This window comes from Alloalcanivorax marinus (genome assembly GCF_016785095.1).
GTDB classification, from domain to species: Bacteria; Pseudomonadota; Gammaproteobacteria; order Pseudomonadales; family Alcanivoracaceae; genus Alloalcanivorax; species Alloalcanivorax marinus_A.
Genome location: NZ_JAEKJB010000008.1, coordinates 985,039 through 1,011,067, shown reverse-complemented (window position 1 = coordinate 1,011,067; position 26,029 = coordinate 985,039). Strand labels below are relative to the sequence as shown.

Sequence of the window (26,029 nt, the reverse complement as noted above, 5' to 3'; positions counted from 1 at the left end):
GGAGGCCAGCGAAGCGGTACCAGGCTCAAGCAATTTTCGCACCACCTCGGGTGCCGGTGACGCGCCCGCGCGGAACGCGGCGTTCACCGCGAAAGATACTAGCACCACCAAATCGGAAAGGTACACCCCCTGACGGCGTGGGCGCACCAGCCTGTATCACCCCGCACCCGAATCGGGCACGGGCCGGGACTACTCCGCCAGTTGTTCGGAGCGCTCGCGGGCGGCGGCCACGGCGGCCTGTACCTGCTCGCGGAAACCGGCCTCCTCGAACACGCCCAGCGCGGCGGCGGTGGTGCCGCCGGGGCTGGTCACCCGCTGACGCAGAATTTCCGGGCCCGCTTCACTGGTGATCGCCAGCTGAGCGGCGCCCCAGGCGGTTTGCAGCACCATCTGGCGGGCGGTGGCGGCATCCAGCCCCTGGGCCACGGCGGCGTCGATCAGGGATTCCATGAGCAGGAAAAAGTAGGCCGGACCGGAACCGGACACCGCGGTCACCGCGTCCAGCTCCTTCTCCTGATCGAACCAGAAGGTCAACCCGACGGCACCGAGAATCTGCCCGGCCATGGCCTTTTGCTCCTCGCTCACACCGTCGGCGGCGAACAGGCCGGTGGCGCCGGCCTGCACCAGGGCCGGGGTGTTGGGCATGCAACGCACGATGGGCGCGTCGCCCAGCCATTCACGCAGATTGGCCACGGTGACGCCGGCAGCGATGGAGATCACCATGGGCTGGCGTTCGACGATGATCTCGCGCAGGGCAGCGCAGGCATCGCCCATCACCTGGGGCTTCACCGCCAGCACCAGCACGTCCACGCGGCGCGCCACGTCCAGGTTGTCGTGGGTCACGTGCACCCGGTGCAGTTGCGACACTTCATCCAGACGGTCCTTGGACGGATCGCTCATCCAGATGCGCGCCGGACGAATGCCCTTGGCGATCATGCCGCCGGCCAGGCTGTTGGCCATGTTGCCGGCCCCGATGAATCCAATCAGTTGCTGTGCCATAACTGCGCCATTCCTTTATTAGCCGTCCTGCTTGGGCGGACGCGGGCCGAACAGGGCGGTGCCCAGCCGGATCAGGGTGGCGCCTTCTTCGATGGCCACCGGATAGTCCGCGCTCATGCCCATGGACAGGGTGTCGAGGGCCGGCATTGTATTGCGCAATTGTGACAGTGTCATGGCGAGCTGGCGGAACGCGGCCCGGTTGTGGTCCTGGGCGTCGGCACGGGGAATCGCCATCAGGCCACGCAGCCGCAGCCTGGGCCATTCCCCGAACCGGGCCGCCAGCGCCGGTACCTCCGCCAGGGGCAGGCCGCTCTTGCTGTCCTCGTTGTCCAGATTGACCTGCAGACAGACCTCCAGTGGCGGCAAATCCGCCGGGCGCTGGTCATTCAGCCGACGGGCGATCTTGGCGCGGTCCACCGAATGCACCCAGTGGAAGTGCTCGGCCACCTCCCGGGTCTTGTTGGACTGCAGCGGACCGATGAAATGCCAGATCAGGCCGCGACCGGCCAGGGCCGGCATCTTGTCCAGAGCCTCCTGCAGGTAATTTTCGCCGAAATGGCGCTGGCCCTGGTCCGCCAGGGCGGCGATTTCATCGGCGCCACGGGTCTTGCTCACCGCCACCAGGGTGACCGTGTCCGGGTCCCGGTCGGCGGCCGTGCAGGCGGCGTGAATCCGTGCGCGAATCGAGGTTAGCGGCGTATCAGCGTCGGGCATGATTGAATGGCTCCCGGGGAGCGGTTAGTTTAAGACTCTGCGAATTTCTACTGAGAAGAATACCGAAACCCATGGACATCACCGAACTGCTTGCCTTCAGCGCCAAGAACGGCGCCTCGGATTTACACCTTTCCGCCGGGCTGCCGCCGATGATCCGCGTCGACGGGGACGTGCGCCGGATCAACCTGCCGCCCATGGAGCACAAGGAAGTCCACGCGCTGGTCTACGACATAATGAACGACAAGCAGCGCAAGGACTACGAGGAGTTCCTGGAGACCGACTTCTCCTTCGAGGTGCCCGGGGTGGCCCGCTTCCGGGTCAACGCCTTCAACCAGAACCGCGGCGCCGGCGCCGTGTTCCGGACCATTCCCTCCAAGGTGCTGACCATGGAGGATCTGGGCATGGGCAAGGTGTTCCAGAACATCTCCGACTTCCCGCGCGGCATCGTGCTGGTGACCGGCCCCACCGGCTCCGGTAAGTCCACCACGCTGGCGGCGATGATGAACTACATCAACGAGACCCGCTACGAGCACATCCTCACCATCGAGGACCCGATCGAATTCGTGCACGAATCCAAGAAGTGCCTGGTCAACCAGCGGGAAGTGCACCGCGATACCCTGGGCTTCGCCGAGGCGCTGCGCTCGGCCCTGCGGGAAGACCCGGACATCATTCTGGTGGGCGAATTGCGGGACCTGGAAACCATCCGTCTGGCGCTGACCGCCGCCGAAACCGGGCACCTGGTGTTCGGCACCCTGCACACCACCAGCGCCGCCAAGACCATCGACCGGGTGGTGGACGTGTTCCCCGCCGAGGAAAAGTCCATGGTGCGCTCGATGCTCTCCGAATCCCTGCAGGCGGTAATCTCGCAGACGTTGATGAAGAAAAACGGCGGTGGCCGGATCGCGGCCCACGAGATCATGATCGGCACCGCCGCGATCCGTAACCTGATCCGCGAAGACAAGGTGGCGCAAATGTATTCCGCGATCCAGACCGGCGGCGCCCTGGGCATGCAGACCCTGGATCAGTGCCTGCAAGGGCTGGTGCAGAAGGGCCTGGTATCCCGCGAAGCGGCCCGGGAAAAAGCCAAGACCCCGGACGCCTTTTAAGACGGCCTTCTTGCCATAGAGCCATAGACGGAGCCCCCATGGAATTCGAGGATCTTCTCAAGCTGATGGTGCAGAAAGGCGGTTCGGACCTGTTCATCACCGCCGGCGTGCCGCCCAGCATGAAAGTCAACGGCAAGGTATTGCCGGTGACCCGCAACGCCCTGACCCCGGACATGACCCGGGACCTGGTGCTCAACGTAATGAACGACAAGCAGCGCAAGGAGTTCACCGAGCACCACGAATGCAACTTCGCGATCTCCGCCCGGGGCATCGGTCGCTTCCGGGTGAGCGCTTTCTATCAGCGCAACCTGGTGGGCATGGTGCTGCGCCGTATCGAGACCAAGATCCCCAACGTGGACGACCTGCGCCTGCCGCCGGTGATCAAGGACCTGGCCATGACCAAACGGGGCCTGGTGCTGTTCGTGGGCGCCACCGGCACCGGTAAATCCACCTCCCTGGCGTCGATGATCGGCCACCGCAACAAGAACTCGAAGGGGCACATCATCTCCATCGAGGACCCGATCGAATTCGTCCATCAGCACCAGGGCTGCATCGTTACGCAGCGCGAGGTGGGCATCGATACCGACTCCTTCGAAATCGCCCTGAAGAACACCCTGCGCCAGGCCCCGGATGTCATCCTGATCGGCGAGGTGCGCAGCCGCGAGGTCATGGATTACGCCATCGCCTTCGCCGAAACCGGCCACCTGTGCCTGGCCACCCTGCACGCCAACAATGCCAACCAGGCCCTGGACCGCATCATCCACTTCTTCCCCGCCGACCGGCACGGCCAGCTGTACATGGATCTGTCGCTGAACCTGCGCGGCATCGTCGCCCAGCAGTTGATCCCGACCCCGGACGGCAAGGGCCGACGCGCCGCCATCGAGGTGCTGCTCAACACGCCGCTGGTGTCCGACCATATCCGCAAGGGCGAGATTCACCTGCTCAAGGCGTTGATGGGCAAATCCCGGGAGCAGGGCATGCAGACCTTCGACCAGGCGCTCTACGACCTCTACGACGCCGGCGAGATCACCTACGAGGACGCCATCGCCCACGCCGACTCGCCCAACGACCTGCGCCTGATGATCAAACTCGGCAACGAAACCGATGCCTCCAGCCTGGATCACGCCACCCGTGGCCTGACCATCGAGAACCCGGACTGAGCCCGGAAATGGCTCTGCGCCTGGCGCGGCTGTTCGGTAATACGCCGGATTTCTGGCTCAACGCCCAGCGGGCCGTGGACCTCTAGGACGCCGAGCAGGCGATCCGCGACCAGCTAGAGCGCATCAAACCGCTAACCGCGGTTTGACAGTCGCTCCGACCTGGCTCACGGGGTGGGCAGCGCCAGTGACTGGTGCGTGGCGGTACCCGCCATGGCACCATCACCGATTGCCAGCGACACACTCCCGGCACCCCGCGCCAGGTCACCGCAGGCGAACACGCCCGGCACCGTTGTAGCCTGGCGAGCGTCTGTTTTGACCACGGCCCCCATTGGTGTATCACTGGTTTCGCAGCCCAATTGTGCCGCCAGGTCACTGGCCGGCCGAATGCTGGAAGCGACGAACAGACCGGCCAGCGAAAATGACCGGCCGTCAACCAGGCACACTTCCGCTTCGCCCTTCACCGCCGACACCGGCACTTCTTCCAGCCGGACACCACGCTCCCGCAGTTGCGCGCGCTGGTCCGCATCAGGCATCAATGCACCATTGGTGAAAAAGGTGGTCGGGCCCCATTCGGGGATCAGCAATGCCTGGTGCATCGACATGGGGCCAGTGGCCAGCACACCCAGCTCGCCCCGGTTCAACTCGTAGCCATGGCAATAAGGGCAGTGCAGCACGGTGCGCCCCCAGCGTTCCCACAGTCCGGAAACCGGCGGCAGTTGATCGACCACGCCGTAAGCGAGAATCAGGCGCGTACCCTGAAACCGGTCGCCGCCCTCCGTGATCACCTCGAAGCACTCCTCGGTCCGCGCCACCCGGGCGGCGCGATCATCGCGCCAGGTCGCATCCGGGTAAACCAGCAACTGGGCACGACCGTCGGCGGCAATGGCCGCCGGGTCGCGTCCGTCCTGGGTCAGCACACCCTGAGAGTGGCTCGCGAAACGGTTGCGACGCTGCCCGCCATCCAACACCAGCACCCGGCGCCGGGCACGCACCAATTGCAACGCCGCGGCCATACCCGCGTAACTGCCACCTACCACGATCGCATCAAACCGCATCGTCGCTCCGCCTGTGTAAACGTTCATGGAAATCGGCGCTGAGCGCCGCCAGGGTAATTTCACCGAAACGGTCCAGCAGCACGGTCTCCGCCTCCTGGAAAGCCTGCTCCATGGCGGCATTGACGGCTTGTTCCACCAGGCAATCCGGCGACTCGGTACGGTGCCCCAGGGCCAACAAACCGGGTTCACCCAGGGCCACGTAAATGTCACGCAAAGTCACATCACTCAGGTCCCGGGCCAGACGCCACCCGCCGCCGTGGCCTTTTTCGGAGTGCACCATGCCATCACGGCGCAACCCCGCCAGGACGCGACGGATCACCACCGGATTAGTGCTCATCATCGAAGCCAGCGCTTCGGAGGTCAGGGGGCGGTCGGCTTCGGCCATGTGCAGCAGCACGTGGAGCACGCCGGATAATCGACTGTTTCGTTTCATGTAACTTATGTTATTACATGAAATAAATAAAAACAAACCCCCGGTTCATGGAACGAACCGGGGGTTTGTTTTGGGGACGGAAACGAAAGGGCGCGTTCAGGCCGCCGGTTCGGTGAGGGTACCGGCGCGGTAGTCGCGCAGGGCCTGCTCGATCTCTTCCTGGGTGTTCATCACGAAGGGACCGTACTGGGCGATGGGCTCACCCAGGGGCTTGCCCGCCAGCAACAGCAGCCGCGCGCCCCGGGCGCCGGCTTCCAGGGTCACCTGGTCGCCGTCATCAAGCACCGCGGTGTGTTCCGCCGGCACCGCCTCACCGGCCACGCTCACGTCGCCCTCGAACAGATACAGAAAGGCGTTGTAACCGGCGCTGACGGGCACCGTGAGCCGCTCATCCGGCCGCAGGATCACATCCAGGTAGAGCGGATCGGTGGTGCCGCCACTGACCGGCGCGGTGAGCGTTTCGCCGTCCAGCGTCACCTCACCGGCGATCGCCTTCACCTGGCCGCCGCCGGGCAGATCCAGGCGCGGCATCTCGGTGTCGGCCACGTCCCGGTAGCCGGCGGGCTTCATCTTCTCGGCGGCGGGCAGGTTGATCCACAGCTGGAAACCACGCAGCAGGCCGTCCTGCTGCTGGGGCATTTCCTCGTGGATGATGCCGCGCCCGGCGGTCATCCATTGCACCCCGCCCTGCTTGAGGTCGCCCTCGTTACCCAGGTGATCACGGTGCTTCATGTGCCCTTCGATCAGATAGGTCACGGTTTCGAAGCCACGGTGCGGGTGCGCCGGGAAACCGGCGATGTAGTCGTCCGGGTTGTCCGAGGAGAAGGCGTCCAGCATCAGGAACGGGTCCAGCCGCACCGCCGGGTTGTGGCCCAGAGCGCGCTTCAGACGGACACCGGCGCCATCGGACGTTTCCAGCGCGCGGATGGTATGCAGTACGCGACGTTCTTTCATGGTTGCCTCCTCGCCCTGTCGGGCTTCTGTCCCGCGACGCCCGGTCAGGCGACGCGTATCTCCCGCTCGCCCAGACGTTCCCGGTCATGGGGCGCGGACAGATTCAGTTCCGGGCCAATGGGGATGATCCCGTGCGGGTTCACCGTGGGATGGCTGCGGAAATAGTGATGACGGATGTGATCCATCCACACGGTCTCCGCCACCCCGGGCAATTGATACAGCTCGTGCAAAAAGCCGTTCAGATTCGGGTAATCGACGATGCGCTTGCGGTCGCACTTGAAGTGCGTGACGTACACGGCATCGAAGCGCACCAGGGTGGTCCACAGCCGCAGATCCGCCTCGGTGAGCGTGTTGCCCACCAGGTAGCGGCTTTCGCCGAGCCGGCGCTCCAGGTCCTCCAGGGTCTCGAACAGGGCGGTCACCGCCTCGTCGTAGGCGTCCTGACCGGTGGCGAAGCCGGCCTTGTAGACACCGTTGTTGACCCGGTGGTAGATCGGCTCGTTGATCGTCTCGATGGCCTCGCGCAGGTCCTCGGGATAGTAGTCCCCGGGCCGCGCGCCCAGATCATCGAAGGCACCGTTGAGCATGCGGATGATTTCCGCCGACTCATTGCTGACGATGGTCTCGCGCTCCTTGTCCCACAGCACCGGCACCGTCACCCGGCCGGTGTAATGGGCGTCCGCCTTCAGGTAGAGCTGGTAGAGTTTGTCCAGGCCATACAGCGGATCGCCGGTGGCGCCGTTGAAGTCATCGCGCAGCTCCCAGCCATTCTCCAACATCAATGGATGCACCACGGACACGCCGATGTGCGCCTCCAGCCCTTTCCAGGCGCGCATCACCAGGGCCCGGTGGGCCCAGGGGCAGGCGTAGGACACGTACAGATGGTAGCGACCCTTCTCCGCCTTGAAGCCACCCTCGCCGGAGGGGCCGGCGGCGCCATCGGCGGTTACCCAGTCGCGGAACTGGCTTTCCGAACGCTGGAAACGCCCGCCGGTGCTCTTGGTGTCGTACCACTTGTCCTGCCACTGTCCATCGACCAGCAATCCCATGGTTCCTCCTGCTTTGTTCCTTGCGCGTATTCGCGGTCGCCCTCAGGCGGCCGCCGTGTCCAGGGCCGCCAGCTCGGCGGCGATGTCCGCCTCGGCCCGGGCCAGCGCCTGCTGCTTGACCTCATCGCTGATGTTGAGGCCCTCGGCGTAAACGAAGCGCACGTCCCGGATGCCCATGAACGAGAAGATCTGTTTCACGAACACCGTGGTGGTCTCGTAGGGCTGGCCGACGTGAAAGCCGCCGTGGGCGGCGAACACCCGTACCGGCTTATCATCGATGAGGCCCACCGGGCCGGTCTCGGTGTACTTGAAGGTCACGCCGGCGCGGGCGATGTGGTCAATCCAGGCCTTGAACTGAGTGGGCGCGCCGAAGTTGTACATGGGCATGCCGATGACCACCAGATCCGCGTCGCGCAGCTCCTGGACCAGGGTGTCGGAAAGCGCCAGGACCGCCTTCTGGTCCTCATTCAGACTCTCGCTGAAGCCACGCAGGGCACCGGCCCGCTCCAGATCCAGGTGCGGCACGCCATCGGCGACCAGATCCCGGACCACCACGTCGGTATCCGGATGGCGTTCGCGGTACCCGTCGATAAACACCCGGGCCATCCGGCTGGACTGGCCTTCGTCACCAAACAGGCTGTTTTGCAGATACAGAATACGGGTCATGGCCCTGTCTCCATCGAATTTCGGAATGACACCATTGTGATTTCTGATGATCCGATATAAAACAGGGCAATTCTGCTCAATATGGCCTAATCATTCGATATGTCGACCAAAATCACCCTGGACCAATGGCAGGCACTGATCGCCGTGGTGGACGAGGGCGGTTATGCCGCCGCCGCGGAAGCGCTGAACAAGAGCCAGTCGGCGATCAGCTACGCGATTCAGAAGATCGAGACCGAGCTGGGCGTGCGCGCGTTCACCCTGGAGGGGCGGCGCGCCAAGCTTACCGAGACCGGCAATCTGCTGTACCGGCAGGCCAAGGTGCTGCTGGAGGAAGCCGGTCGCATCGAGAGCAGCGCGATCCAGTTCGGCCACGGGTGGGAGCCGCTGGTGCGGGTGGCGGCGGATGGCCTGTTTCCCCAGGAGCGAGTGCTGTGTGCCCTGGTGAATCTGGCGGAGGAAAGCCCGCTGACCCGGGTGGAGTTCCAGGAAACCATCCTTTCCGGGGCCGAGGAGGCGTTGCTGCGCCACGAGGCGGACCTGGTGATCACCGGCCGGGTGCCGCCGGGCTTCATGGGCGACCACCTGACCCGCATCCGCTTCGTGGCGGTGGCGGCGCCGGGCCATCCGCTGCATCACCAGGGCTCCCTGGGGCTGGACGATCTGCGGCCGCACCGGCAGCTGGTGCTGCGCGACTCCGGCCGGCGGCGGCTGGATTCCGGCTGGCTGGGGGCGGAGAAGCGCTGGACCTTCTCGCACAGCCATACCCGCCGCCAGGCGCTGTTGCGGGGCCTCGGGTTCGCCTGGGTGCCGGAGACCGACATCGCGGCGGATCTGGCCGCCGGCTCCCTCCTGGCGCTGCCCCTGCGCGAGGGCGTGCACCGCTATCAGGAGTTGTATATGGTCTATGCGGACGGCCAGTACGCGGGCCGCGCGGCCCGTTTCCTGGGCGAGGGCATCAAGGCCGGGTTGGCCTCCGGCGGGCATCCCCCGCCGTCTTGACGCCGGCATGCCGGTGCCGCTTTATACTGCTTAAGGTTTCAGCAAACACGGTTTCATCCAAGGAGAAACACCATGCGCTGGTTTGCCCTCTTCCTCGCTCTGACGCTGGCCGGCTGTGTGTCGCCGGTGGTGGTGGACCATCGCGCCGGCACCGATTTCAGCGCTTACCGCACCTATGCCATCGATCCGCCGGAACAGGATGAAGGCGCCTTGAGCCTGGACGGCCAGCGGACCCAGGAGGCCCTGCGCCGGGAACTGGCGGCACGGCCACTGGAGAGCGCCGGCAAGGACGGCGCCGACCTGCTGGTGCGCTACCGCTTCGTGCCGGTGGAAAAATTCCAGGGCAGTACCCTGCAATTCGGTTTCGGCTGGTTCGGCAACGGCTATGGCCTGTCCACCAGCACCCCGGTGGAAGGCGAAACCTACAAGGAATACAAACTGCAGGTGGCGTTCGTGGACCGCGCCACCAAGAAAGTAGTGTGGGAAGCCACCAGCCGCGACACCCTGTACGAGAATCTGAGCAGCGAACGCCGCGCCAAGCGCATCGACGCCATGGTGGTGGAAATGCTCAAGCGCTATCCGCCGGCGGCCAGCTGACCCTGACCCGAAGGCCGCCGCCGGGCGCGGCGGCCAGGGCCACCCGGCCCCCGGTGCGCCGCATGATGGTGGTGACGATGGCCAGCCCCAGCCCACGACCGCCGCCATGGCCCCGCCAACCGCGCTCCAGGGCCCGGCGGCGCTGTTCCGGGGCCAGACCCGGCCCCTGATCATCGATGCACAATCCAACCCGGCCTTCGCCCACCGCCGTCAGCACGATGTCGCCGCCTTCCGGGCTGTGCCGCACGGCGTTTTCCAGCACATTGCGCAGCACGATGCGCACCAGCCCGGCGGGCGCCGCCGGGGTACCGACGCTGACCGCGCGCCGCACGCTCAGGCCCTGTTCGCGAATCGGCGCCGCCAGTTCCTCCAGCACCTCGTCCAGCACCGTGCCCAGGGCCGCCCGATCCGCCGGCGCACTGCGTTCCCGGGCCAGGGCCAGTAGCTGATCAAGACTGTGGCCGAGCCGCTCCGCCGCTTGCTGGGCGGCATCCCGGGCGTGTTCGGCGCGCGCGCCGCCGGTGCGCTGGGCCACCTGCAACTGGGTGCGAATCGCCGCCAGCGGGGTGCGCAATTCGTGGGCCAGATCGTCGGTAAGACGCCGCTCCCGGTCCAGGGCATCGCGCTCCCGACCCAATACCTGATTGAGCGTGGCGACCATGGGTTCCAGCTCCACCGCGCCGGGTGGCGTGGCCACCGCGCGACCCTCGCCGGCGCCCCGTTCGGCAAGCTGATCGCGCAGCGACGACAGCGGCCCCAGCGCCCGGCCGACCGCCCACCACACCAGCGCCAGGCTGGCCAGCAGCCCCAGGCACAGCGCCACCAGCAACACCAGGGCCACCTGCCGCATGAAACCGGTGCGGCCAGCCATGCGCTCCGCGGACGCCACCCGCAGCTCGCCCTGGGTGACGGTGTAAACGCGCCATACCTCTCCGTCCAGGCGGCGCTGGCCAAAGCCGTCCCGAGCCAGTGCCAGGCCGCCTTCCGGCGCGCCGCCGGAGCGCGCCAGCAGTTCGCCGCGCAAACCACTTACCTCGCAGGCGATACCGCGCAGCGGCAGCCTCCCGCCTTGCGTCAGGGCCGCGGGCGCCGCCGCGCCGGCGTCCACCAGCGACGCCACCATCCGCGCCGAGGCGGCCAGGCGCTCGTCCAGCACCGCCGCTACCCGGTCGCGCACCTCATGGTGCAGCCACACCGCCAGCACCATCCACAGCACCGACAGGCCCAAACCCAGCCCCAGCAGCAGGCGGCCACGCAGGCTCGAAGGCGCCAGCCTCATGGCGGCGCCCCCAGGCGGTAACCCTCACCGCGCACGGTTTCAATCAGCCCTTCACCGAACTTGCGGCGCAGGCTGTGGATGTGCACCGCCAGGGCGTTGCTCTCCACGCTCTCGGTCCAGCCGTAGACCCGGTCGGCCAGTTCATCACCAGTAAGCACCCGGCCCCGGGCACCGAGCAGTGCCTGCAGCAAAGCCCGCTCGCGACGCGGCAGCGCGATTTCCCGGTCCGCCAGCCAGACCCGCTGCCGGGCCGGGTCGAAGCGCAACCGACCGTATTCCACCAGGGGCGCGGCGCGCCCCTCCGCGCGCCGCAACAGGGCGTGCGCCCGCGCCACCAGCTCATCCAGGTCGAAGGGCTTTTCCAGGTAATCGTCGGCACCGGCGTTGAGGCCGGCCACCCGGTGGGCGACGCCATCCCGGGCGGTGAGCACCAGCACCGGCTCATCCCGGCCCTGGCGGCGCCAGTGGCGCAGCAAGCCCAGGCCGTCCCGGTCAGGCAGTCCCAGATCCAGAATCACCAGATCAAAGGCGGGGCCCGCCAGGGCCGCCTCGGCGGCGGCGCCGTCGGGCACCCAGGCCACGGAGAAACCGTGCACCTCCAGGCCAGCCTGCACGCCATCGCCGAGCAGGGCATCGTCTTCCACCAGCAGAATGTGCATGATTGCTCCCGCCGTTCACCGTGCCGGCCACCATGGGGCGCCGTTATTAACCCGGCGTTAATCATCGGCGGCCAGCCTTTGCCCGACAACCGCCCCGGAGAGAAACCACCGTCATGACCGCCTTCAACCTGGGACCGCTGGCCCTGCCCCTGGCACTGCTGCCCTGGCTGGCCGGTGCGCTGGTGGCCTGGGCCCTGGCCGCCTGGCGGCGCCGCCGGGAGCGGCCGGACGCCGAACCGGTACTGAGCTGGATGCTGTTCAGCGCCCTGCTCGGCGCGCGGCTGGCGTTCGTGATCCGCTATGCCGACCAGTACGCCGGCCCGGTGGCCATGCTGGACCCGCGCGACGGCGGCTTCTGGTGGCCCGGGGCCCTGGCCGGCGCCCTGCTGGGGCTGGCGCTGGCGCGCTGGCGCGGCCATGGCAAGGCGTTTCCCGAGACTGGAAGGGCGCTGCTGGCCGGAGCCCTGGCGGCGTTTTTCACCACATTGGTGCTGGCCCCCCTGCGACCGGGCGCGACGCCGGTGCCGGACGTCACCCTCCATGCTTTGAGCGGTGAGCCGGTCTCCCTACGCCAGGCCGCCGCCGGACGGGTCACGCTGATCAATCTATGGGCCAGCTGGTGCCCACCCTGCCGCCGGGAGATGCCCGTGCTGGAGCAGGCTCAAAGGGTCTATCCGGCGGTGCGCTTCCTGTACGCCAACCAGGGCGAGGGCGCGGACACCGTGCGTCGCTACTTGAGCACCGAGGGCCTGCGCCTGGAACGGGTTTTGCTGGACCCTCACCGGGACCTGGGCCGCGCCCTGGGCGGCGGCCTGCCCACCACCTTGCTGCTGGACGCCGACGGGCGCCTGGTGAACAGCCACCTGGGGCCGCTGTCGGCGGCCAGCCTGCGGCATTTTCTGCGCCCCCATTTGCCACCCGAGCCATCCGAGAAGGAGTGAACCGTGCCGTTATTCCGCCGTTGCTATCCCCTGGCCTTGCTGGTGCTCGCCCTGCTGGGCGGCACCGCCGCCCGCGCCCAGGACGCCACCGAGGACCGGGCCGCCCTGGAAAAACAAATCTTCGAGGTGTTGTCGCGCAGCCATTGGGTGGCGGAGGGCGCCACCGACCCGGACCGGGTGGTCTATACCTTCACCGACATGAAGTGCCCCTACTGCACCCGCCAGTGGCGAGAGATGCAGCCGCTGCTGAATGACCCGGATAACCGCACCCAGGTGCGCCATGTGATCGTCGCCGTGTTGCGCCCGGGCAGTTACCCGACGGGCGCGGCGGTGCTGGCGGCGGACGATCCGGCGACGGCCCTGGCCCGGGGTCAGGAGGGTGAGCTGGCGCCGCTGGACCCGGTGCCCGAGGAGACGGGCCGGCAGTTGCGGGAAAACAATGCCCTGATGCGGGAATTCGGTATCCGTGGCACTCCGGCCACCATCTTCCGGGACCCCGACGGCAAGCTGCAGTTCGCCCCCGGCGTATTGCAGCCGGAGACCCTGCGCAAGCTGGTGTTCCAGATCGATTAGGGCCTGTTCACACTACTTGCCTCGCGCCTGTTGCGGCTATAAATCCACCCATCAAGGCACGAGGAGAGAAGTTTGGTGGCTCCAAATGAACGACGAGTAACGCGGAGGGGTGGATTTATAGCCGCAACCCGAAGGGCTGGCGCCCTTTTGGACCTCCAGCGTCGTTGTCGGTCGCTTATTTGGACTGACCAAACGGCGCTCCCTCCGCCTGGCTGGAGGTCCAAAATGACACCCGGCAGGCGCGATGCAAGTAGTGTGAACAGGCCCTATGTCAGTCGCTCAGCCAGCTGACCCGGCCCTGACAGACGGTGAGCCTCACCACGCCGGGCAGGCGGCTGTGCAACCAGGGCGAGTTACGCCCCGCCGACAGCCAGTGGCTGCCCGGGGTACGGCTCTCTTCCGCCGCCAGCACGCACAGGCTGGCTGGCCGGCCGGGCTCCAGATGCCCGGCCTGGATACCCAGGCAACGGGCCGGCGCGGCGGTGACCGCGTCCAGGGCCCGGGCCAGGGGCAGGGCGCCATCCTCGACCAGCTTAAGCATCAGCGGCAGCAGGGTGTCGAGCCCGGAAATCCCCGGCTTGGTGGAAGGGAAGGGCGCCGCCTTGCTGGAGGAACCCACCGGCTGGTGCTGCGAGCAGACCGCGTCGATGGTGCCGTCGGCCACCGCCGCCAGCAGCGCTTGCCGGTCGGCGGCGCCGCGCAGGGGCGGAATCACATGGCACTGGCTGTTGAAGCCTTCCACCGCGGATTCGTCCAACAAAAGATGGTGAACGCTCACATCGGCGGTAACCGGCAGCCCCCGCGCTTTGGCGGCACGCAGCAGGGGTAGGGAGTCACGACTGGAGATCTGCTGGAAATGGGCGCGCACGCCGGTGGCTTCCACCAGCAGCAGGTCCCGGGCCAGCTCCACCGACTCCGCCACCGACGGAATGCCCGGCAGACCCAGCCGCGAGGCCACCGGGCCGTCGTGGGCGCAACCGCCGGCGGACAGGGCCGCCTCCTGGGGCCGGAACATTACCGGCAGGTCGAAGGTGGCGGCGTATTCCAGACCCCGCTTGAGCACCAGGGCATCGGCCAACGGCGCGCCGGCCTGGCCGGCGGCGATGCAGCCGGCCCGGGCCAGGGTGGCCATTTCCGCCAGCTGCACGCCTTCCAGCCGCTGGGTCAGCGCCGCCACCGGCAGGACCCGGGCAAACCCGGCCTGGCCGGCCTGCTCCCGGATCAGCCGTACCATGGCGGTGGAGTCCACCGGCCCGCAGTCCGGCTGGGCGGCCAGGTGGGTGATGCCGCCGGCGGCGGCGGCGCGGGTTTCCGAGGCGATGTCGCCGGCCCGGCCGCTGCCCGGCACGGACAGGTGCACACAGCTATCCACCAGGCCCGGCAGTACCCACAGGCCCTCGGCCTCGATGATCTCGGCGCCGGGGGCGTCCAGGCTGGCGCCAATGCGCGCCAGGCGGCCGTCTTCCACCAGCAGGTCGGCGACCTCGTCGCGGCCGGAAGCCGGATCGATCACGCGGCCCTTGCGGATCAGCAGATGCGCCTTAACGGCCATGCTCGCCCCCTTGCTCCGGATTCTGGCTGCTTTCCTGGCCGCTGATGGCCATGGACATCACCGCCATGCGCACGGCGATGCCGAAGGTCACCTGGTTGAGGATCACCGAGCGCGGCCCGTCGGCCACCTCGGAGGCGATTTCCACGCCCCGGTTGATCGGGCCGGGATGCATGACGATGGCGTCCGGCTTGGCGTGGCGCAGCTTCTCGTTGGTCAGGCCATAAAGGCGGAAGAATTCCCCCTCGCTGGGCAGCAGGGCGGAATCCATGCGCTCCTTCTGCAGGCGCAGCATGATCACCACATCCACGTCCTTGAGACCCTGGGCCATGTCCGTGAACACGGTGACGCCAAGGCCCTCGGCGTCCACCGGCAGCAGGGTGCGCGGGCCGATCAGCCGCACTTCCTCGGCGCCCAGGGTGTTGAGGGCATGGGCCTGGGAGCGGGCCACCCGGGAGTGCAGAACGTCACCGACGATGGCCACCCGCAGGCCGGCAAAACCGCCTTTGTAGTGGCGAATGGTGTACATATCCAGCATCGCCTGGGTGGGGTGGGCGTGACGACCGTCGCCGGCGTTGATCACCGACACCTGAGGCGTCACTTCGTTGGCGATGAAGAAGGGCGCGCCGGAGTCCTGGTGACGCACCACGAACATGTCGGCGGCCATGGCTTCCAGGTTGCGCAGGGTATCCAGCAGGGTCTCGCCCTTGCTGGTGGCGGACTTGGAAATATCCAGGTTGAGCACGTCGGCGCTGAGGCGCTTGGCGGCCAGCTCGAAGGTGCTGCGCGTGCGCGTGCTGGACTCGAAGAACAGGTTCACCACCGTCTTGCCGCGCAGCAGGGGCACCTTCTTGATGGCGCGCCCGCCCACGTCGACGAAACTGGCGGCGGTGTCCAGGATGTCTTCCAGCAGGGAACGGGACAGGTGTTCAACGGAAAGGAAGTGGCGCAGCTTTCCGTCTTCGGTGAGCTGCACGCGGGAGGAGGGCGGCGGCGCAAGCGTCATTCGTCAGCCTTTACGGGGATCTCTATCACCTCCGCGACCAGAGGCGCGGGCCCGCGTAATTCTACCCGCTGATGGGGCGGCAATGCCAAAGTTTCCCCACAAATATCGGGACGGATCGGCAATTGGCGGTGGCCGATGTCAAACAGCACCGCCAGCCGGATCGACGCCGGCCGGCCATAGTCGAACAGTTCGTTCATGGCGGCGCGGATGGTGCGCCCGGTCATCAGCACATCGTCCACCAGCAGGATGTGGGCACCATCCACGTCAAACGGCAGGTCCGAGGGCTGCACCGCGCGCTTGAGGCCGCGGGTGTCGAAATCGTCACGGTAGAAACTGGCGTTCAGCGAGCCCAGTGGCGCCGGCCGGGTCAGCCTGTCATTGAGCGCCCGCGCCACCCAGGCACCGCCGGACTGAATGCCCACCAGCGCCGGCGCGCCGTCACCGTATTCGGACGCCACCTGCTCCGCCATGGCGGCGAGCCGTGCGTCGATGTCCGCTTCGTTCCAGCGCAAGGAAGTCTCCTGAATGATGGATGGCATGGGAACCGGCGTAGATTAGCAGATGGACGCCGCTTTGCGAGCCGCTTCCGTGCCATCGGGCCAGCGGGCGGTTACACTCGCGCGGCTGTCATGCCCGGTCACCGGGCGTTACCGTCGCGCCCACATGGGCCGCCTCTTTCATGGACCCAGTATTTTAAGGACGTATCAATGAAGACCCTTGGAAAAACCCTCTCCGCCGCCGCCCTGCTGGCCGTGTTCGCCCATCCCGCCCAGGCCTTCGACCTCAAGGGCGCCATGGACTCCGCCAACAAGGCGGTGGACCAGGCCCAGCAGAAAGCCAATGACGCCACCAGCCAGTCCCAGGCGGCGGTGAACAAGGCATCCGGCGACTGGCAGGTGGCCGGTGACACCGCCACGCTGGTCAACGACCTGTCCAGCGAGCTGGGCATTTCCAAGCAGCAGGCCGCTGGCGGCAGCGCGGCGCTGTTTTCCATGGCCCAGTCCCAGCTTTCCGGCGAACAATTCAGCGGCGTGACCAGCCAGGTGTCCGGCCTGAGCGCCCTGCTCGGCGGCGGCGACAGCGACGACAAAGGCGGCCTGATGAAAGCCGCCCTCGGCAACGTGAACACCCTGGCCGGCGTACAGAGCGCCTTCAGCGCCCTGGGCCTGAACCCGGAAATGATCAGCCAGTTCACCCCGATCATCACCCAGTTCCTGGGCAATCAGGGCGTCGCCGGCTCCGTGATCGGCACCCTGCAAAACCTCTGGACCCCGGCTCAGTAACGCGCCGGTCGCCGGGGCGCCTACCCGCCCCGGCGACGTGTCTTCAGACGCCGTTTCAGGCGCTCCGAAGCGTCCGCCCGGGCCAGGAACTCCACCGTCTTCCCGGCTTTGAGAGGCACCAGAACCTCCAGCTCCTCAAGGGTGCGCAAATCGGCGCGGGCGGTATTCTCCGACACGTCGAACAGGTTCTTCACTTCCTTGGCGGTAAACCCCACCCCCGGGTTCTTCAAGGCCTGACGCAACAGCATGCCCTGCCGGTGATTCAAGCGCCGACCGATGCCCATGTTCGCCAGCCAGTCCATCAGTTCCAGGTATTCCCGCCGCTTGGCCGCCACGTATTCCAGGAAGGCATCGATGGCCCGTTGAATGATACGCAGTTGATAGACCACGAAGTAGGTCAGGTCATTGTCGTCGCTTTCGGTGAACAGATAGGCCTCGCCGTACTGGATGGGCGCGTCTTTCAATAACGCGCTGATGGAGATGTACTCGAACGGCCAGTAGCCCGCTTTCAACATATACCAGTAGAACACCGCCCGGGCGGTGCGGCCGTTGCCGTCCACGAACGGGTGCTCGTAACCGATCATGAAGTGCAGAATGATCGCCTTCACCGCCGGATGGATAAACATCCGCCCGTCGCGACCGTCGTGATTTTCGTTGGCGAAGCGGCACAGTGCCTCAAGCCGCTCCGGCAGTCGCCGCGCCGCCGGCGGACGGTGCGCCACGTCGCCATCCCGATCCACCACCACGTCATCGCCTTGCCGGGGTTCACCGGGCATCACCCCGGGCTGGGTGGTGTCATGGGTGGCCAGCTCATGGAAGCGGAAGATCAACGATGGATCCAGGTGTTCTTCCCGGGCCCGCTTGGCTTCCTTCATGAGCAGGTAGTTGTTGAATACCATGCGCTCATCCTCGGTGCACGGTCGGCGCTCCCGGATCAGCATGTCCCGGGCCACCTCCCGGGTGGTGGCCGCGCCCTCCAGTTGGGCGCTGGAGATCGCCTCCTCCATCATCAGGGTTTCCACCAGATATTGTTCGCGCTGGCCGTGACTGGACAGGTCGAAACCACCCTCCCGCAGGGACGGCGCGCAGAGCCGGTCGATGGCGTGGAGGGTGCTTTCCACGGTATCCGGTGTGCAGAAACGAAAGGGACGACCGCCCGCCGCGTTCAAGGGGATGGGCTTAAGGAGGCTTTGCCGGGCCAGCTTGACCGCCACCCAGACCGCCTCCTTGTCGACCCCGGCGGGCAAACGGCGACGCAGATCATGCCAATGCAGGTAGCGACCTTTTGCGTCGACGGTGCCATATCGAGCCATGGCATCCACAACAGCGCTCGCCCTGGAAGAAAAAACGTCATCTATATCAGGAGGTTGGCTTATTCTTGCCATTTTCAGCTCAATTATTTGAAAATTGAGTTGAATATCGCTCGCCAGGCCCCGGCGGTCAAGCCGGCGAAGGCGCCGGCTCAGGGGGCGATCGGCTCGGCGCCGTTGAGGTAGCCCTCGGCGATGACCACCGCGGCCATGGAATCCACTTTCGGGTCCGGGCCGCGCTGGCCGGTGCGCTCGCGGGCCTCGCGGGTGGAAAGCCGCTCATCGACCATCGCCACCGGCAGGCCGAAGCGGCCGTGCAGGCGGCGGGCGAATTTGCGGGCGCGGGCACTGGATGGGCTTTCACTGCCGTCCATGTTGAGGGGCAACCCCACCACCAGGGCATCCGGTCGCCATTCGTCGAGCAGGGCGGCGATCCGCTGCCAATCCGGCTGGCCGTCCCGGCAGGGCAACGGCGCCAGCGGCGAGGCGGTGCCGATCACGCCGTTGCCGCTGGCGACGCCGATCTTGCGGGTACCGTGATCGAAGGCGAGCAGGATCAACCGTGTCCCACCTGCGTGGCGATCAGGCTGATGTCCACGCCCAGGTGAGCGGCGGCGGCCTGCCAGCGTTGATCAAAGGGAATGTCGAGCACCAGTTCGGGGGTGCTGGCCACGCTCAGCCAGACGTTGTCCGCCAGTTCCCGTTCCAACTGGCCCTGATCCCAACCGGCATAGCCAAGGCACACCAGCGTGGCTTCCGGGCCTTCGCCCAGGGCGATGGCTTCCATGATGTCACGGGAGGTGGTCAGGCACAGGCCATCGGCCAGTTGAATGCTGGAGTCCCAGAGCCGGGCGGTGCTGCGATGCAGCACGAAACCGGAATCCTGCTGGATCGGCCCGCCGGCCACCACCTGGTGGTGATCCGAGGGCGGCACTTCCACTTCGATGTCCATGTCCGCGAGGATATCGTTGAGGCTCAGCGATACCGGGCGGTTCAGCGTCAACCCCATGGCGCCTTCCGTGCCGTGTTCCACCACATAGGTGACGGCATGCTCGAAGTTGGGATCGTCCATCTGCGGCATGGCGATCAGAAGCTGGTGTTTCAGACTCGCACTCTCCATGGCCACAGTATCCGGTGCCGATCCGGCCAGGGCAAGACGACGGGCCAGGGTTTTCGGCTCTATTGGGAGGACACCCGGCGGCCGGCGTCGAAACGCCAGGTCCGGATGATTTCCAGCACGTCCATGCGCTCGCGCATTTCCGTGGTGAAGGGGTCGAACGGCGCCGCCAGCCGCACGCTCTGTATCGCCGCCTGATCCAGGAAGCGGTGGCCGGAGGATTCCAGCACCTTGAGCTCCTCGATGCTGCCGTCCCGGCGCAACGCCACCATCAGCCGGACCCCGCCGAAGGTGTTGTTCTCAAGAGCCTGGCGCGGGAAATGGCGGGTACCGGTGACCTCCACCTTGCGCCGGAAGGCATCAATGTAGGCGGCTTCATAGTGCGCCTTGGTGGACACCGAGGTGAGCCGGCGAATGCGCGGGCGCTTGGCGTAGGCCTGCTTCTGCTGGTCCAGGCGCGCCTGCAGGCTGGCGATCTCGCGGCTCAGCTCATCCATCTGATCACGCTCGGCCTCCGGCTCGGGGCGCTCTTCCTGGCGGTCGCGCTGTTCGCTGGTGGTATCGCGCTCGCTGGCGGCCCGGGTAACGATGATCTTCTGGCGGGTCACCGGGCGCGGCTGCCGGGCGGTGGGCGGCTGCAACTGGACGTCACGGGTGTCCGGATCACTGAACGGCGCCGCCTCGGTGGTGGTCAGTTCGCGCTTGTCCTGCTCGGTGCCGGCGCCGGCCTGGTTGGCCTGGGCGATGAAGTCCGCCTCCTCCGGCGCGTCGTCGGCGCGATGCATGGCCAGCGTCACTTCCAGGCTGTTGGGCGCGGCACGGGGTTGCTCCGGCGCGAAACTCACGCCGAACAACACCAGGCCGTGCACGGCCAGTGCCAGAAACAATGTGAAGCCGAGCCGGTCGGCGGCGGTAACCTGAGGAGCAGCCATGAAGGATCTTGCGTCTTTATTATTGGCCCGATTGTCCCCCGAAAGCGCCACGCCGCCCAGGACGTAGCGCGCATTTCGTCCTATCGGCCGCGCAGTTCGAGCAGGGCGTCGAACAACTGGCCGGCGATATTGATGCCGTAGATCTGGTCCAGCTCACGCACGCAGGTGGGGCTGGTCACGTTGATTTCGGTGAGGTAATCGCCGATCACGTCCAGGCCCACGAAATAGAGCCCCTTCTCCTTGAGCACCGGCCCCACCTGCTGGCAGATCCAGCGGTCGCGGTCGGTGAGCTCGCGGCCCTGGCCGGTTCCTCCGGCGGCCAGGTTGCCCCGGAACTCCCCTTCCTTGGGAATGCGCGCCAGGGCATAGGGCACCGGCTCGCCGTTGATCATCAGGATGCGTTTGTCGCCATCGGTGATCTCGGGGATGAAACGCTGAGCCATCACCGGCGTTTTGCCGTTTTCGGTGAGCACATCGATGATCACGCTCAGGTTGGCGCTGCCCGGCTCGATGCGGAACACATTGGTGCCGCCCATGGCATCCAGCGGCTTCATCACGGTGTCACCCTGCTCCTTTACAAACTCGCGCAGGAGGTTGGCGCGGCCGGACACCAGGGTGGGCACGCAGCATTGCGGGAAATCGGTGGCGAACAGTTTTTCATTGCTGTCACGGACACTGGCTGGTCTGTTGACCACCGTCACGCCCTGCCGCTCCACTTTCTCTAGCATGTAGGTGGCGTACAGGTAGGCGGCGTTGAAGGGCGGGTCCTGGCGCATCAGGATCATATCCATGCCCACCAGGGCGCGGGCGGATGGCTCGCCCAGGGTGAACCAGTCCTGATTATCGTCGCGCACGGTCAGGTCGCGGGTCAGCGCCCGCACCTCGCCGTCACGCACGTACAGATCGGCCGGCTCCATGTAATGGAGGGTCCAGCCGCGGCGCTGGGCTTCCAGCAGCATGGCCAGGGTGGTGTCTTTCCAGGGTTTGATGTGGTCGATGGGGTCCATCACCACGCCGATATTCAGGCTCATGGGGGCTCCAGAACGGATCGCGACAGGGGTGCCGGGCAATGGTATCAGCGCCTTGGCCGGGCCGCTACGGGACGCTTTTCTCAGGTCTCACAGGGTCTTATAGATTGAATGTAGAATCTGTGTTAAAACCTCGGCTTGGGCTGTTTCACCCAGTAGAGCCTCGGAAAAACGCCCTAGGGGATCGGCGGGGGCTCCCGGGCGCTGCCTGGCACACGCATATAAAAAAGGCCTCCGATTACAGGACGTTGCGGCCCGTAACGGTTCACGGTAAAGGCAGTTCTCCATGACTGACAATTTCCAAGACCTCAAGGTAATGGTAATCGACGACTCCAAAACCATCCGTCGTACCGCCGAGACCTTGTTGAAGAAAGCGGGTTGCGAGGTGATCACCGCCACCGACGGCTTCGATGCCCTGGCCAAGATCGCCGACAGCAAACCCAGTATCATTTTCGTGGACATCATGATGCCGCGACTGGATGGATATCAGACCTGCGCGCTGATCAAGAACAACAGCGCCTTCAAGGCGACCCCCGTGATCATGCTCTCCTCCAAGGATGGCCTGTTCGACAAGGCCAAGGGGCGGATCGTCGGTTCCGATGAGTACCTGACCAAGCCGTTCTCCAAGGACGAGCTACTGGGGGCCATTCGTCAGCACATTTAAACGCCGCCGCGGTGCTCAACCCGAAGAGGAAAAGATGGCACGCATTCTTATCGTCGACGACTCTCCCACCGAGTGCTACAAACTGCGGGAGATTCTGGAAAAACACGGCCACCACGTGCTGGAAGCCGCCAACGGCGCCGACGGCGTGGCTCTGGCCCGCTCGGAGCTGCCCGACCTGGTGCTGATGGACGTGGTGATGCCCGGCCTGAACGGTTTCCAGGCCACCCGCCAACTCACCAAGGGCGCCGACACCGCCCATATCCCGATCATCATCGTTACCACCAAGGACCAGGAAACCGATCGCGTCTGGGGCAAGCGCCAGGGCGCCAAGGACTACCTGACCAAGCCGGTGGACGAGGACGTGCTGTTGCAGACCGTGGATCGGCAACTGGCCGGCGCATGACGGCGGAGGCCCGATGAGCACCGCCGCTTCCGCCGCCTTCATCAAGCTGGCGGACTATTTTGTCCGTTGCCGCCAGCAGGCCGCCGACCTCCCCATGCAGGAGGACGCGGTCGATTATTGGAGCGGTGTCGGCTTCACCCTCGATCAGCGCCGGTTCGTGGCGCCCATGGACGAGGTGTCGGAAATCCTCTCGGTGCCCGCCTACACCCGGGTGCCGGGGGTGATGCAGTGGATGAAAGGGGTGGCCAATGTCCGTGGCCGCCTGATGACGGTCATGGATTTAAGTCGTTTTCTCGGTCAGCCCTCGGAGTTGCAGGAGAAACGGCGCAGACTGTTGGTGCTCGATCAGGATGATCTGTATACCGGCGTGATCGTGGATGAGGTGCTTGGCATGCAGCACTTCCCCCTCGACGCGTACCGGCCGGTGCCACCGGAGCGGGAAGAGCACGTGGGGCCTTACCTGCGCGGCGGCTATCAGAGGGACGGGGAACTCTGGTCCGTGTTCAGCCTCAGGCGGCTGGCACAGGATCCGCGCTTCATGCAGGCGGCCCGCACGGGCTGACGGCATGAAGCGCTGGGGAGATAAGAACAGAGCCAGGCCAGGAGCCAGTTATGAAGTTCAAACCGGGAAACTTGTTCAGCAAGGCGCGGGGGGGCGCGGGCGGTAATCCGCTGAATATCGCCCTGTATGTCGGGCTTGCCATTTTCATCGCCCTCGCGCTGGCCAACTTCCTGCTGTCCGCCACCCGGGCCAACCAGGCACAGGAGAACATCTCCACCGCCTCGGAGCTGCGCGTGGTGTCCCAGCAGATCGCCAAGAACGCCCTGGAGGCGTCCTCGGGCAACGCGGACGCCTTCGCGCTGCTGCAGGATTCCCGGGGTGATTTCCAGGCCGCCTGGAACCAGCTGAAACAGGAGCCCATGGCCGACGAACAGGTCAAGCAGCGCCTGCAGTCGCTGTGGGACCAGGCCAGCGACAACACCGCCACCATCATCAACGGCCGCAACGCGGTCCTTGATCTGCACGAAGTGGCCGACACCCTGGCCCAGGCCATTCCGCAATTGCAGTCCGAGTACGAGGCGGTGGTCGACATCCTGGTGGAAAACAACGCCGCCCCCGACCAGGTGGCCTTCGCCCAGCGCCAGATCTGGCTCACCGAGCGTATTCTGCGCTCCATCTCCCGGGTGCTGGAAGGCGACGACAACGCGGTGATCGCGGCGGACAACTTCGGCCGCGACGCCACCGAGTTCGGGCGCGTGCTCAACGGCATGCTGGAAGGCGACCCGGCCATGGGCATCGAGCGCATCACCAACCCCGAGGCGCTCAACTATCTGGGCCGCATCTCGCGGCTGTTCGACGAATTCGTGACCCAGTCCGTGGATGCCATCCTCTACACCGCGCCGGAGCTGTTCCAGGTGGCCAGCGCCGCGGACAGCATCTTCCGCACATCCCAGGATCTGCTGCAGGAATCCACCAACCTGAACGAGCAGTTCGAGCGCAGCACCGCCGGCCTGTTCCCGTCACTGTGGCTGGGCGCGGTGTGCGCCGGTATCGCGGTGCTGATGTTCTTCCTGATCATGCTGCAGCGTAACCGCGAGGCGGCCCGCCGCCGTAACGAACTGGAGAGCGAGAACCAACGTAACCAGGCGGCGATTCTGCGTCTGCTGGACGAACTGGGCGACCTGGCGGACGGTGACCTGACCGTGGAAGCGACGGTGACCGAGGACTTCACCGGCGCCATCGCCGACTCCATCAACTACTCCATCGACCAGCTGCGCAGCCTGGTGCAGACGATCAACAACTCCGCCGTGCAGGTGGCCTCCGCCGCCCAGGAAACCCAGTCCACCGCCATGCATCTGGCGGAAGCCTCCGAACACCAGGCCCAGGAAATCGCCGGCGCCTCGGCGGCGGTGAACGAAATGGCGGTGTCCATTGACCAGGTATCCGCCAACGCCGCCGAGTCCGCCGCGGTGGCGGAAAAAGCGGTGGCGATCGCCAACAAGGGCGCGGAGGTGGTGCAGGCCACCATCCACGGCATGGACACCATCCGCGAGCAGATCCAGGAAACCTCCAAACGGATCAAGCGGCTGGGTGAATCCTCCCAGGAGATCGGTGACATCGTATCGCTGATCAACGACATCGCCGACCAGACCAACATTCTGGCATTGAACGCCGCGATTCAGGCCTCCATGGCCGGTGAAGCGGGTCGCGGCTTCGCGGTGGTGGCGGATGAGGTGCAGCGCCTGGCGGAACGTTCCGCCGCCGCCACCAAGCAGATTGAAACCCTGGTGAAAACCATTCAGACCGACACCAACGAAGCGGTTATCTCCATGGAAGCCACCACCGCCGAGGTGGTGAAAGGCGCCCGGCTGGCCCAGGACGCCGGTGTGGCGCTGGAGGAAATTGAAAACGTATCCAAGAACCTGGCTGACCTGATCCAGAACATTTCCAACGCGGCGCGCCAGCAGGCCGCCTCCGCGGGTCACATCTCCAACACCATGAACGTGATCCAGGAAATTACCTCGCAGACTTCCGCCGGTACCACCGCCACCGCCCGCTCCATTGGCGACCTGGCGGAAATGGCCCAGGAGATGCGCAATTCAGTGGCCGGCTTCCGCCTGCCGGAACATTCCTGAACCGGCCTGAGCCGGTTCCGGAGACGGAACCATGGGTTACGCAGTGACAGATCGCTGGTCGATCAAGAACGCCCCCGCCATGGACGCCGAACAGTTCCAGCTGTGGCAGGCGTTACTGGAGGAGCGTACCGGCATGACCCTGGCGCCGGAGCGCAAGCCGTTCCTGGAGACCAGCCTCAACATTCGCATGCGCGAGCTGGGCATCGACGGTTACGACACCTATTACGAGCAGTTGGTGACCGGCGCCACCGAGGCCCGGGCCATGGAATGGTCGGTGCTGGTGGACCGGCTCACGGTCCAGGAAACCAGCTTTTTCCGCCATCCGGGCTCCTTCGCTCTGGTGGAGGATTTCGTCAACCGCTTCGCCGACGAGCGGCAAGCCGGCGCCACCCTCAATGCCTGGAGCGTGGGGTGCTCCACCGGCGAGGAGGCCTATTCCCTGGCGATGCTGATCCAGGAACGCTTCAACGACAGCGATAAGGAACTGTTCTACGGCATCACCGGCACCGACATCAGCCTGCCCACCCTGGCCAAGGCCCGGCGCGGCGTGTTCGGCCGGCGGCGTGTGGAACAGATCGATCCGCGCCTGCGCGAGACCTATTTCACCGAGGTGGACGCGAACAACATGCAGGCCGGCACCACCTTGCGCGAGCGGGTCTGCTTCGCCTACCTGAACGTGTTGAATCTGGATCAGGCTCCGATGGACAACATGGACCTGATCTTTTGCCAGAACATGCTGATCTACTTTCGCCGCTGGCGGAAACGTCAGATCGTGACCCGGCTCGCCGGCCGGCTGGCACCTGGGGGATTGCTGGTGCTCGGACCCGGCGAAATCACCGATTGGCAGGACCCGCGCCTGGAACGTGTGCGGTTCGCGGATACCCTGGCCTTTCGGCGCCGGCAATAATAACGCGGG

Annotated in this window: 29 protein-coding genes; 12 read left to right on the top strand and 17 right to left on the bottom strand. The window is 66.0% G+C overall.

The genetic code is table 11. The features are described from left to right. Positions 1–189 precede the first annotated feature (189 nt). Together proC and JF515_RS11730 are read right to left on the bottom strand one after the other, a co-directional pair. Positions 190–999 (bottom strand): pyrroline-5-carboxylate reductase, encoded by an 810-nt coding sequence (gene proC, locus JF515_RS11735; RefSeq protein WP_203104447.1) that lies wholly within the window; start codon positions 997–999, stop codon positions 190–192. An 18-nt stretch (positions 1,000–1,017) separates the two neighbouring features. Further along, positions 1,018–1,713: a YggS family pyridoxal phosphate-dependent enzyme gene (locus tag JF515_RS11730; RefSeq protein WP_203104445.1), complete on the bottom strand. Its 696-nt coding sequence runs from the start codon at positions 1,711–1,713 to the stop codon at positions 1,018–1,020. A 71-nt stretch (positions 1,714–1,784) separates the two neighbouring features. Here JF515_RS11730 and JF515_RS11725 point away from each other — a divergent pair, with 71 nt between their 5' ends. Together JF515_RS11725 and JF515_RS11720 are read left to right on the top strand one after the other, a co-directional pair. Further along, a complete protein-coding gene (locus JF515_RS11725) occupies positions 1,785–2,819 on the top strand; it encodes a type IV pilus twitching motility protein PilT (protein ID WP_203104443.1) in 1,035 nt (344 codons plus the stop codon). A 38-nt stretch (positions 2,820–2,857) separates the two neighbouring features. After that, positions 2,858–3,979 carry a PilT/PilU family type 4a pilus ATPase gene (locus JF515_RS11720; RefSeq protein WP_203104441.1) on the top strand — a complete coding sequence of 374 codons (1,122 nt, stop codon included), beginning with the start codon at positions 2,858–2,860 and terminating at the stop codon, positions 3,977–3,979. Positions 3,980–4,143: 164 nt separating this feature from the next. Here the strand turns inward: JF515_RS11720 and JF515_RS11715 are convergent, their stop codons facing one another. The 5 genes from JF515_RS11715 to JF515_RS11695 all read right to left on the bottom strand — a co-directional run bounded on the left by JF515_RS11715 (position 4,144) and on the right by JF515_RS11695 (position 8,136). Continuing rightward, positions 4,144–5,034, bottom strand: coding sequence for an NAD(P)/FAD-dependent oxidoreductase (locus tag JF515_RS11715; protein WP_203104439.1), 891 nt, complete (start codon positions 5,032–5,034; stop codon positions 4,144–4,146). Beyond that, on the bottom strand, positions 5,024–5,467 hold the full coding sequence (locus JF515_RS11710; protein WP_203104436.1) for an Rrf2 family transcriptional regulator: 444 nt from the start codon (positions 5,465–5,467) through the stop codon (positions 5,024–5,026). The genes JF515_RS11715 and JF515_RS11710 overlap by 11 nt, the downstream gene beginning before the upstream one ends. 96 nt (positions 5,468–5,563) lie before the next feature. Further along, positions 5,564–6,421, bottom strand: coding sequence for a pirin family protein (locus tag JF515_RS11705; protein WP_203104432.1), 858 nt, complete (start codon positions 6,419–6,421; stop codon positions 5,564–5,566). 44 nt (positions 6,422–6,465) lie between these two features. Beyond that, entirely contained in the window at positions 6,466–7,470 is a 1,005-nt protein-coding gene (locus tag JF515_RS11700) for a glutathione S-transferase family protein (RefSeq protein ID WP_203104428.1), read from the bottom strand. 42 nt (positions 7,471–7,512) lie between these two features. Further along, positions 7,513–8,136, bottom strand: a complete 624-nt coding sequence (locus tag JF515_RS11695; protein WP_203104425.1) for an FMN-dependent NADH-azoreductase — start codon at positions 8,134–8,136, stop codon at positions 7,513–7,515. 99 nt (positions 8,137–8,235) lie between these two features. Here JF515_RS11695 and JF515_RS11690 point away from each other — a divergent pair, with 99 nt between their 5' ends. Next, on the top strand, positions 8,236–9,135 hold the full coding sequence (locus JF515_RS11690) for a LysR family transcriptional regulator (protein ID WP_203104422.1): 900 nt from the start codon (positions 8,236–8,238) through the stop codon (positions 9,133–9,135). A gap of 72 nt (positions 9,136–9,207) precedes the next feature. Then, complete coding sequence (locus JF515_RS11685; protein ID WP_203104420.1) at positions 9,208–9,732, top strand: DUF4136 domain-containing protein; 525 nt, start codon at positions 9,208–9,210, stop codon at positions 9,730–9,732. Here the strand turns inward: JF515_RS11685 and JF515_RS11680 are convergent. Both JF515_RS11680 and JF515_RS11675 read right to left on the bottom strand, forming a co-directional pair. Continuing rightward, a complete protein-coding gene (locus JF515_RS11680) occupies positions 9,704–11,011 on the bottom strand; it encodes a sensor histidine kinase (RefSeq protein WP_203104417.1) in 1,308 nt (435 codons plus the stop codon). The genes JF515_RS11685 and JF515_RS11680 overlap by 29 nt on opposite strands. Beyond that, positions 11,008–11,670 (bottom strand): response regulator, encoded by a 663-nt coding sequence (locus JF515_RS11675; RefSeq protein WP_203104414.1) that lies wholly within the window; start codon positions 11,668–11,670, stop codon positions 11,008–11,010. The genes JF515_RS11680 and JF515_RS11675 overlap by 4 nt, the downstream gene beginning before the upstream one ends. Positions 11,671–11,783: 113 nt before the next feature. Here JF515_RS11675 and JF515_RS11670 point away from each other — a divergent pair, with 113 nt between their 5' ends. After that, on the top strand, positions 11,784–12,611 hold the full coding sequence (locus JF515_RS11670; RefSeq protein ID WP_203104411.1) for a TlpA family protein disulfide reductase: 828 nt from the start codon (positions 11,784–11,786) through the stop codon (positions 12,609–12,611). A gap of 3 nt (positions 12,612–12,614) precedes the next feature. Next, on the top strand, positions 12,615–13,184 hold the full coding sequence (dsbG, locus tag JF515_RS11665) for a thiol:disulfide interchange protein DsbG (RefSeq protein ID WP_203104408.1): 570 nt from the start codon (positions 12,615–12,617) through the stop codon (positions 13,182–13,184). A gap of 271 nt (positions 13,185–13,455) precedes the next feature. Here the strand turns inward: dsbG and JF515_RS11660 are convergent, their stop codons facing one another. The 3 genes from JF515_RS11660 to pyrR are packed head-to-tail and all read right to left on the bottom strand — an operon-like array spanning position 13,456 to position 16,251. Beyond that, complete coding sequence (locus JF515_RS11660) at positions 13,456–14,736, bottom strand: dihydroorotase (RefSeq protein ID WP_203104405.1); 1,281 nt, start codon at positions 14,734–14,736, stop codon at positions 13,456–13,458. After that, positions 14,726–15,739 carry an aspartate carbamoyltransferase catalytic subunit gene (locus tag JF515_RS11655; protein ID WP_203104402.1) on the bottom strand — a complete coding sequence of 338 codons (1,014 nt, stop codon included), beginning with the start codon at positions 15,737–15,739 and terminating at the stop codon, positions 14,726–14,728. Before JF515_RS11655 ends, JF515_RS11660 begins: the two co-directional genes overlap by 11 nt. Then, positions 15,736–16,251, bottom strand: a complete 516-nt coding sequence (gene pyrR / locus JF515_RS11650) for a bifunctional pyr operon transcriptional regulator/uracil phosphoribosyltransferase PyrR (protein WP_274380678.1) — start codon at positions 16,249–16,251, stop codon at positions 15,736–15,738. Before pyrR ends, JF515_RS11655 begins: the two co-directional genes overlap by 4 nt. A gap of 195 nt (positions 16,252–16,446) precedes the next feature. Here pyrR and JF515_RS11645 point away from each other — a divergent pair, with 195 nt between their 5' ends. After that, the gene (locus JF515_RS11645) at positions 16,447–17,022 is read left to right on the top strand and encodes a DUF2780 domain-containing protein (RefSeq protein WP_203104395.1); all 576 of its coding nucleotides are present in this window, start codon (positions 16,447–16,449) and stop codon (positions 17,020–17,022) included. Positions 17,023–17,042: 20 nt separating this feature from the next. On the opposite strand, the gene JF515_RS11640 is transcribed toward JF515_RS11645, so the two are convergent. The 5 genes from JF515_RS11640 to gshB form a co-directional block, all read right to left on the bottom strand. After that, positions 17,043–18,335 carry a Fic family protein gene (locus JF515_RS11640; RefSeq protein WP_203104393.1) on the bottom strand — a complete coding sequence of 431 codons (1,293 nt, stop codon included), beginning with the start codon at positions 18,333–18,335 and terminating at the stop codon, positions 17,043–17,045. A 149-nt stretch (positions 18,336–18,484) separates the two neighbouring features. Continuing rightward, positions 18,485–18,889, bottom strand: coding sequence for a Holliday junction resolvase RuvX (ruvX, locus tag JF515_RS11635; RefSeq protein WP_203104583.1), 405 nt, complete (start codon positions 18,887–18,889; stop codon positions 18,485–18,487). Beyond that, positions 18,889–19,452: a YqgE/AlgH family protein gene (locus JF515_RS11630; RefSeq protein WP_203104391.1), complete on the bottom strand. Its 564-nt coding sequence runs from the start codon at positions 19,450–19,452 to the stop codon at positions 18,889–18,891. Before JF515_RS11630 ends, ruvX begins: the two co-directional genes overlap by 1 nt. A 59-nt stretch (positions 19,453–19,511) precedes the next feature. Next, a complete protein-coding gene (locus JF515_RS11625; RefSeq protein WP_203104389.1) occupies positions 19,512–20,381 on the bottom strand; it encodes an energy transducer TonB in 870 nt (289 codons plus the stop codon). A gap of 80 nt (positions 20,382–20,461) precedes the next feature. Continuing rightward, positions 20,462–21,412 carry a glutathione synthase gene (gene gshB / locus JF515_RS11620; RefSeq protein WP_203104387.1) on the bottom strand — a complete coding sequence of 317 codons (951 nt, stop codon included), beginning with the start codon at positions 21,410–21,412 and terminating at the stop codon, positions 20,462–20,464. Positions 21,413–21,695: 283 nt separating this feature from the next. Between gshB and pilG the strand changes: the two genes are divergently transcribed. Genes pilG through JF515_RS11595 form a run of 5 tightly spaced genes read left to right on the top strand, consistent with a single transcriptional unit; the run spans position 21,696 to position 26,020 of the window. After that, a complete protein-coding gene (gene pilG / locus JF515_RS11615; protein WP_161382680.1) occupies positions 21,696–22,073 on the top strand; it encodes a twitching motility response regulator PilG in 378 nt (125 codons plus the stop codon). A gap of 34 nt (positions 22,074–22,107) precedes the next feature. Beyond that, the gene (gene pilH, locus JF515_RS11610) at positions 22,108–22,476 is read left to right on the top strand and encodes a twitching motility response regulator PilH (protein ID WP_161382681.1); all 369 of its coding nucleotides are present in this window, start codon (positions 22,108–22,110) and stop codon (positions 22,474–22,476) included. A gap of 13 nt (positions 22,477–22,489) precedes the next feature. Continuing rightward, on the top strand, positions 22,490–23,038 hold the full coding sequence (locus JF515_RS11605; RefSeq protein ID WP_203104385.1) for a chemotaxis protein CheW: 549 nt from the start codon (positions 22,490–22,492) through the stop codon (positions 23,036–23,038). Between the two features lie 50 nt (positions 23,039–23,088). Then, a complete protein-coding gene (locus tag JF515_RS11600; RefSeq protein WP_203104383.1) occupies positions 23,089–25,113 on the top strand; it encodes a methyl-accepting chemotaxis protein in 2,025 nt (674 codons plus the stop codon). Positions 25,114–25,144: 31 nt separating this feature from the next. Beyond that, on the top strand, positions 25,145–26,020 hold the full coding sequence (locus JF515_RS11595; RefSeq protein ID WP_203104380.1) for a CheR family methyltransferase: 876 nt from the start codon (positions 25,145–25,147) through the stop codon (positions 26,018–26,020). Positions 26,021–26,029: the final 9 nt, after the last annotated feature.

Coding starts and splice junctions, on each gene's coding strand:
- gshB (WP_203104387.1), bottom strand. CDS start 21,412: ATGAGCCTGAATATCGGCGTGGTGATGGACCCCATCGACCACATCAAA.
- JF515_RS11705 (WP_203104432.1), bottom strand. CDS start 6,421: ATGAAAGAACGTCGCGTACTGCATACCATCCGCGCGCTGGAAACGTCC.
- pilG (WP_161382680.1), top strand. CDS start 21,696: ATGACTGACAATTTCCAAGACCTCAAGGTAATGGTAATCGACGACTCC.
- JF515_RS11640 (WP_203104393.1), bottom strand. CDS start 18,335: ATGGCTCGATATGGCACCGTCGACGCAAAAGGTCGCTACCTGCATTGG.
- JF515_RS11600 (WP_203104383.1), top strand. CDS start 23,089: ATGAAGTTCAAACCGGGAAACTTGTTCAGCAAGGCGCGGGGGGGCGCG.
- JF515_RS11655 (WP_203104402.1), bottom strand. CDS start 15,739: ATGACGCTTGCGCCGCCGCCCTCCTCCCGCGTGCAGCTCACCGAAGAC.
- JF515_RS11695 (WP_203104425.1), bottom strand. CDS start 8,136: ATGACCCGTATTCTGTATCTGCAAAACAGCCTGTTTGGTGACGAAGGC.
- JF515_RS11660 (WP_203104405.1), bottom strand. CDS start 14,736: ATGGCCGTTAAGGCGCATCTGCTGATCCGCAAGGGCCGCGTGATCGAT.
- JF515_RS11725 (WP_203104443.1), top strand. CDS start 1,785: ATGGACATCACCGAACTGCTTGCCTTCAGCGCCAAGAACGGCGCCTCG.
- JF515_RS11690 (WP_203104422.1), top strand. CDS start 8,236: ATGTCGACCAAAATCACCCTGGACCAATGGCAGGCACTGATCGCCGTG.
- JF515_RS11685 (WP_203104420.1), top strand. CDS start 9,208: ATGCGCTGGTTTGCCCTCTTCCTCGCTCTGACGCTGGCCGGCTGTGTG.
- JF515_RS11715 (WP_203104439.1), bottom strand. CDS start 5,034: ATGCGGTTTGATGCGATCGTGGTAGGTGGCAGTTACGCGGGTATGGCC.
- pilH (WP_161382681.1), top strand. CDS start 22,108: ATGGCACGCATTCTTATCGTCGACGACTCTCCCACCGAGTGCTACAAA.
- JF515_RS11675 (WP_203104414.1), bottom strand. CDS start 11,670: ATGCACATTCTGCTGGTGGAAGACGATGCCCTGCTCGGCGATGGCGTG.
- JF515_RS11720 (WP_203104441.1), top strand. CDS start 2,858: ATGGAATTCGAGGATCTTCTCAAGCTGATGGTGCAGAAAGGCGGTTCG.
- JF515_RS11680 (WP_203104417.1), bottom strand. CDS start 11,011: ATGAGGCTGGCGCCTTCGAGCCTGCGTGGCCGCCTGCTGCTGGGGCTG.
- JF515_RS11670 (WP_203104411.1), top strand. CDS start 11,784: ATGACCGCCTTCAACCTGGGACCGCTGGCCCTGCCCCTGGCACTGCTG.
- JF515_RS11595 (WP_203104380.1), top strand. CDS start 25,145: ATGGGTTACGCAGTGACAGATCGCTGGTCGATCAAGAACGCCCCCGCC.
- JF515_RS11700 (WP_203104428.1), bottom strand. CDS start 7,470: ATGGGATTGCTGGTCGATGGACAGTGGCAGGACAAGTGGTACGACACC.
- JF515_RS11710 (WP_203104436.1), bottom strand. CDS start 5,467: ATGAAACGAAACAGTCGATTATCCGGCGTGCTCCACGTGCTGCTGCAC.
- JF515_RS11625 (WP_203104389.1), bottom strand. CDS start 20,381: ATGGCTGCTCCTCAGGTTACCGCCGCCGACCGGCTCGGCTTCACATTG.
- JF515_RS11630 (WP_203104391.1), bottom strand. CDS start 19,452: ATGGAGAGTGCGAGTCTGAAACACCAGCTTCTGATCGCCATGCCGCAG.
- JF515_RS11605 (WP_203104385.1), top strand. CDS start 22,490: ATGAGCACCGCCGCTTCCGCCGCCTTCATCAAGCTGGCGGACTATTTT.
- proC (WP_203104447.1), bottom strand. CDS start 999: ATGGCACAGCAACTGATTGGATTCATCGGGGCCGGCAACATGGCCAAC.
- JF515_RS11645 (WP_203104395.1), top strand. CDS start 16,447: ATGAAGACCCTTGGAAAAACCCTCTCCGCCGCCGCCCTGCTGGCCGTG.
- JF515_RS11730 (WP_203104445.1), bottom strand. CDS start 1,713: ATGCCCGACGCTGATACGCCGCTAACCTCGATTCGCGCACGGATTCAC.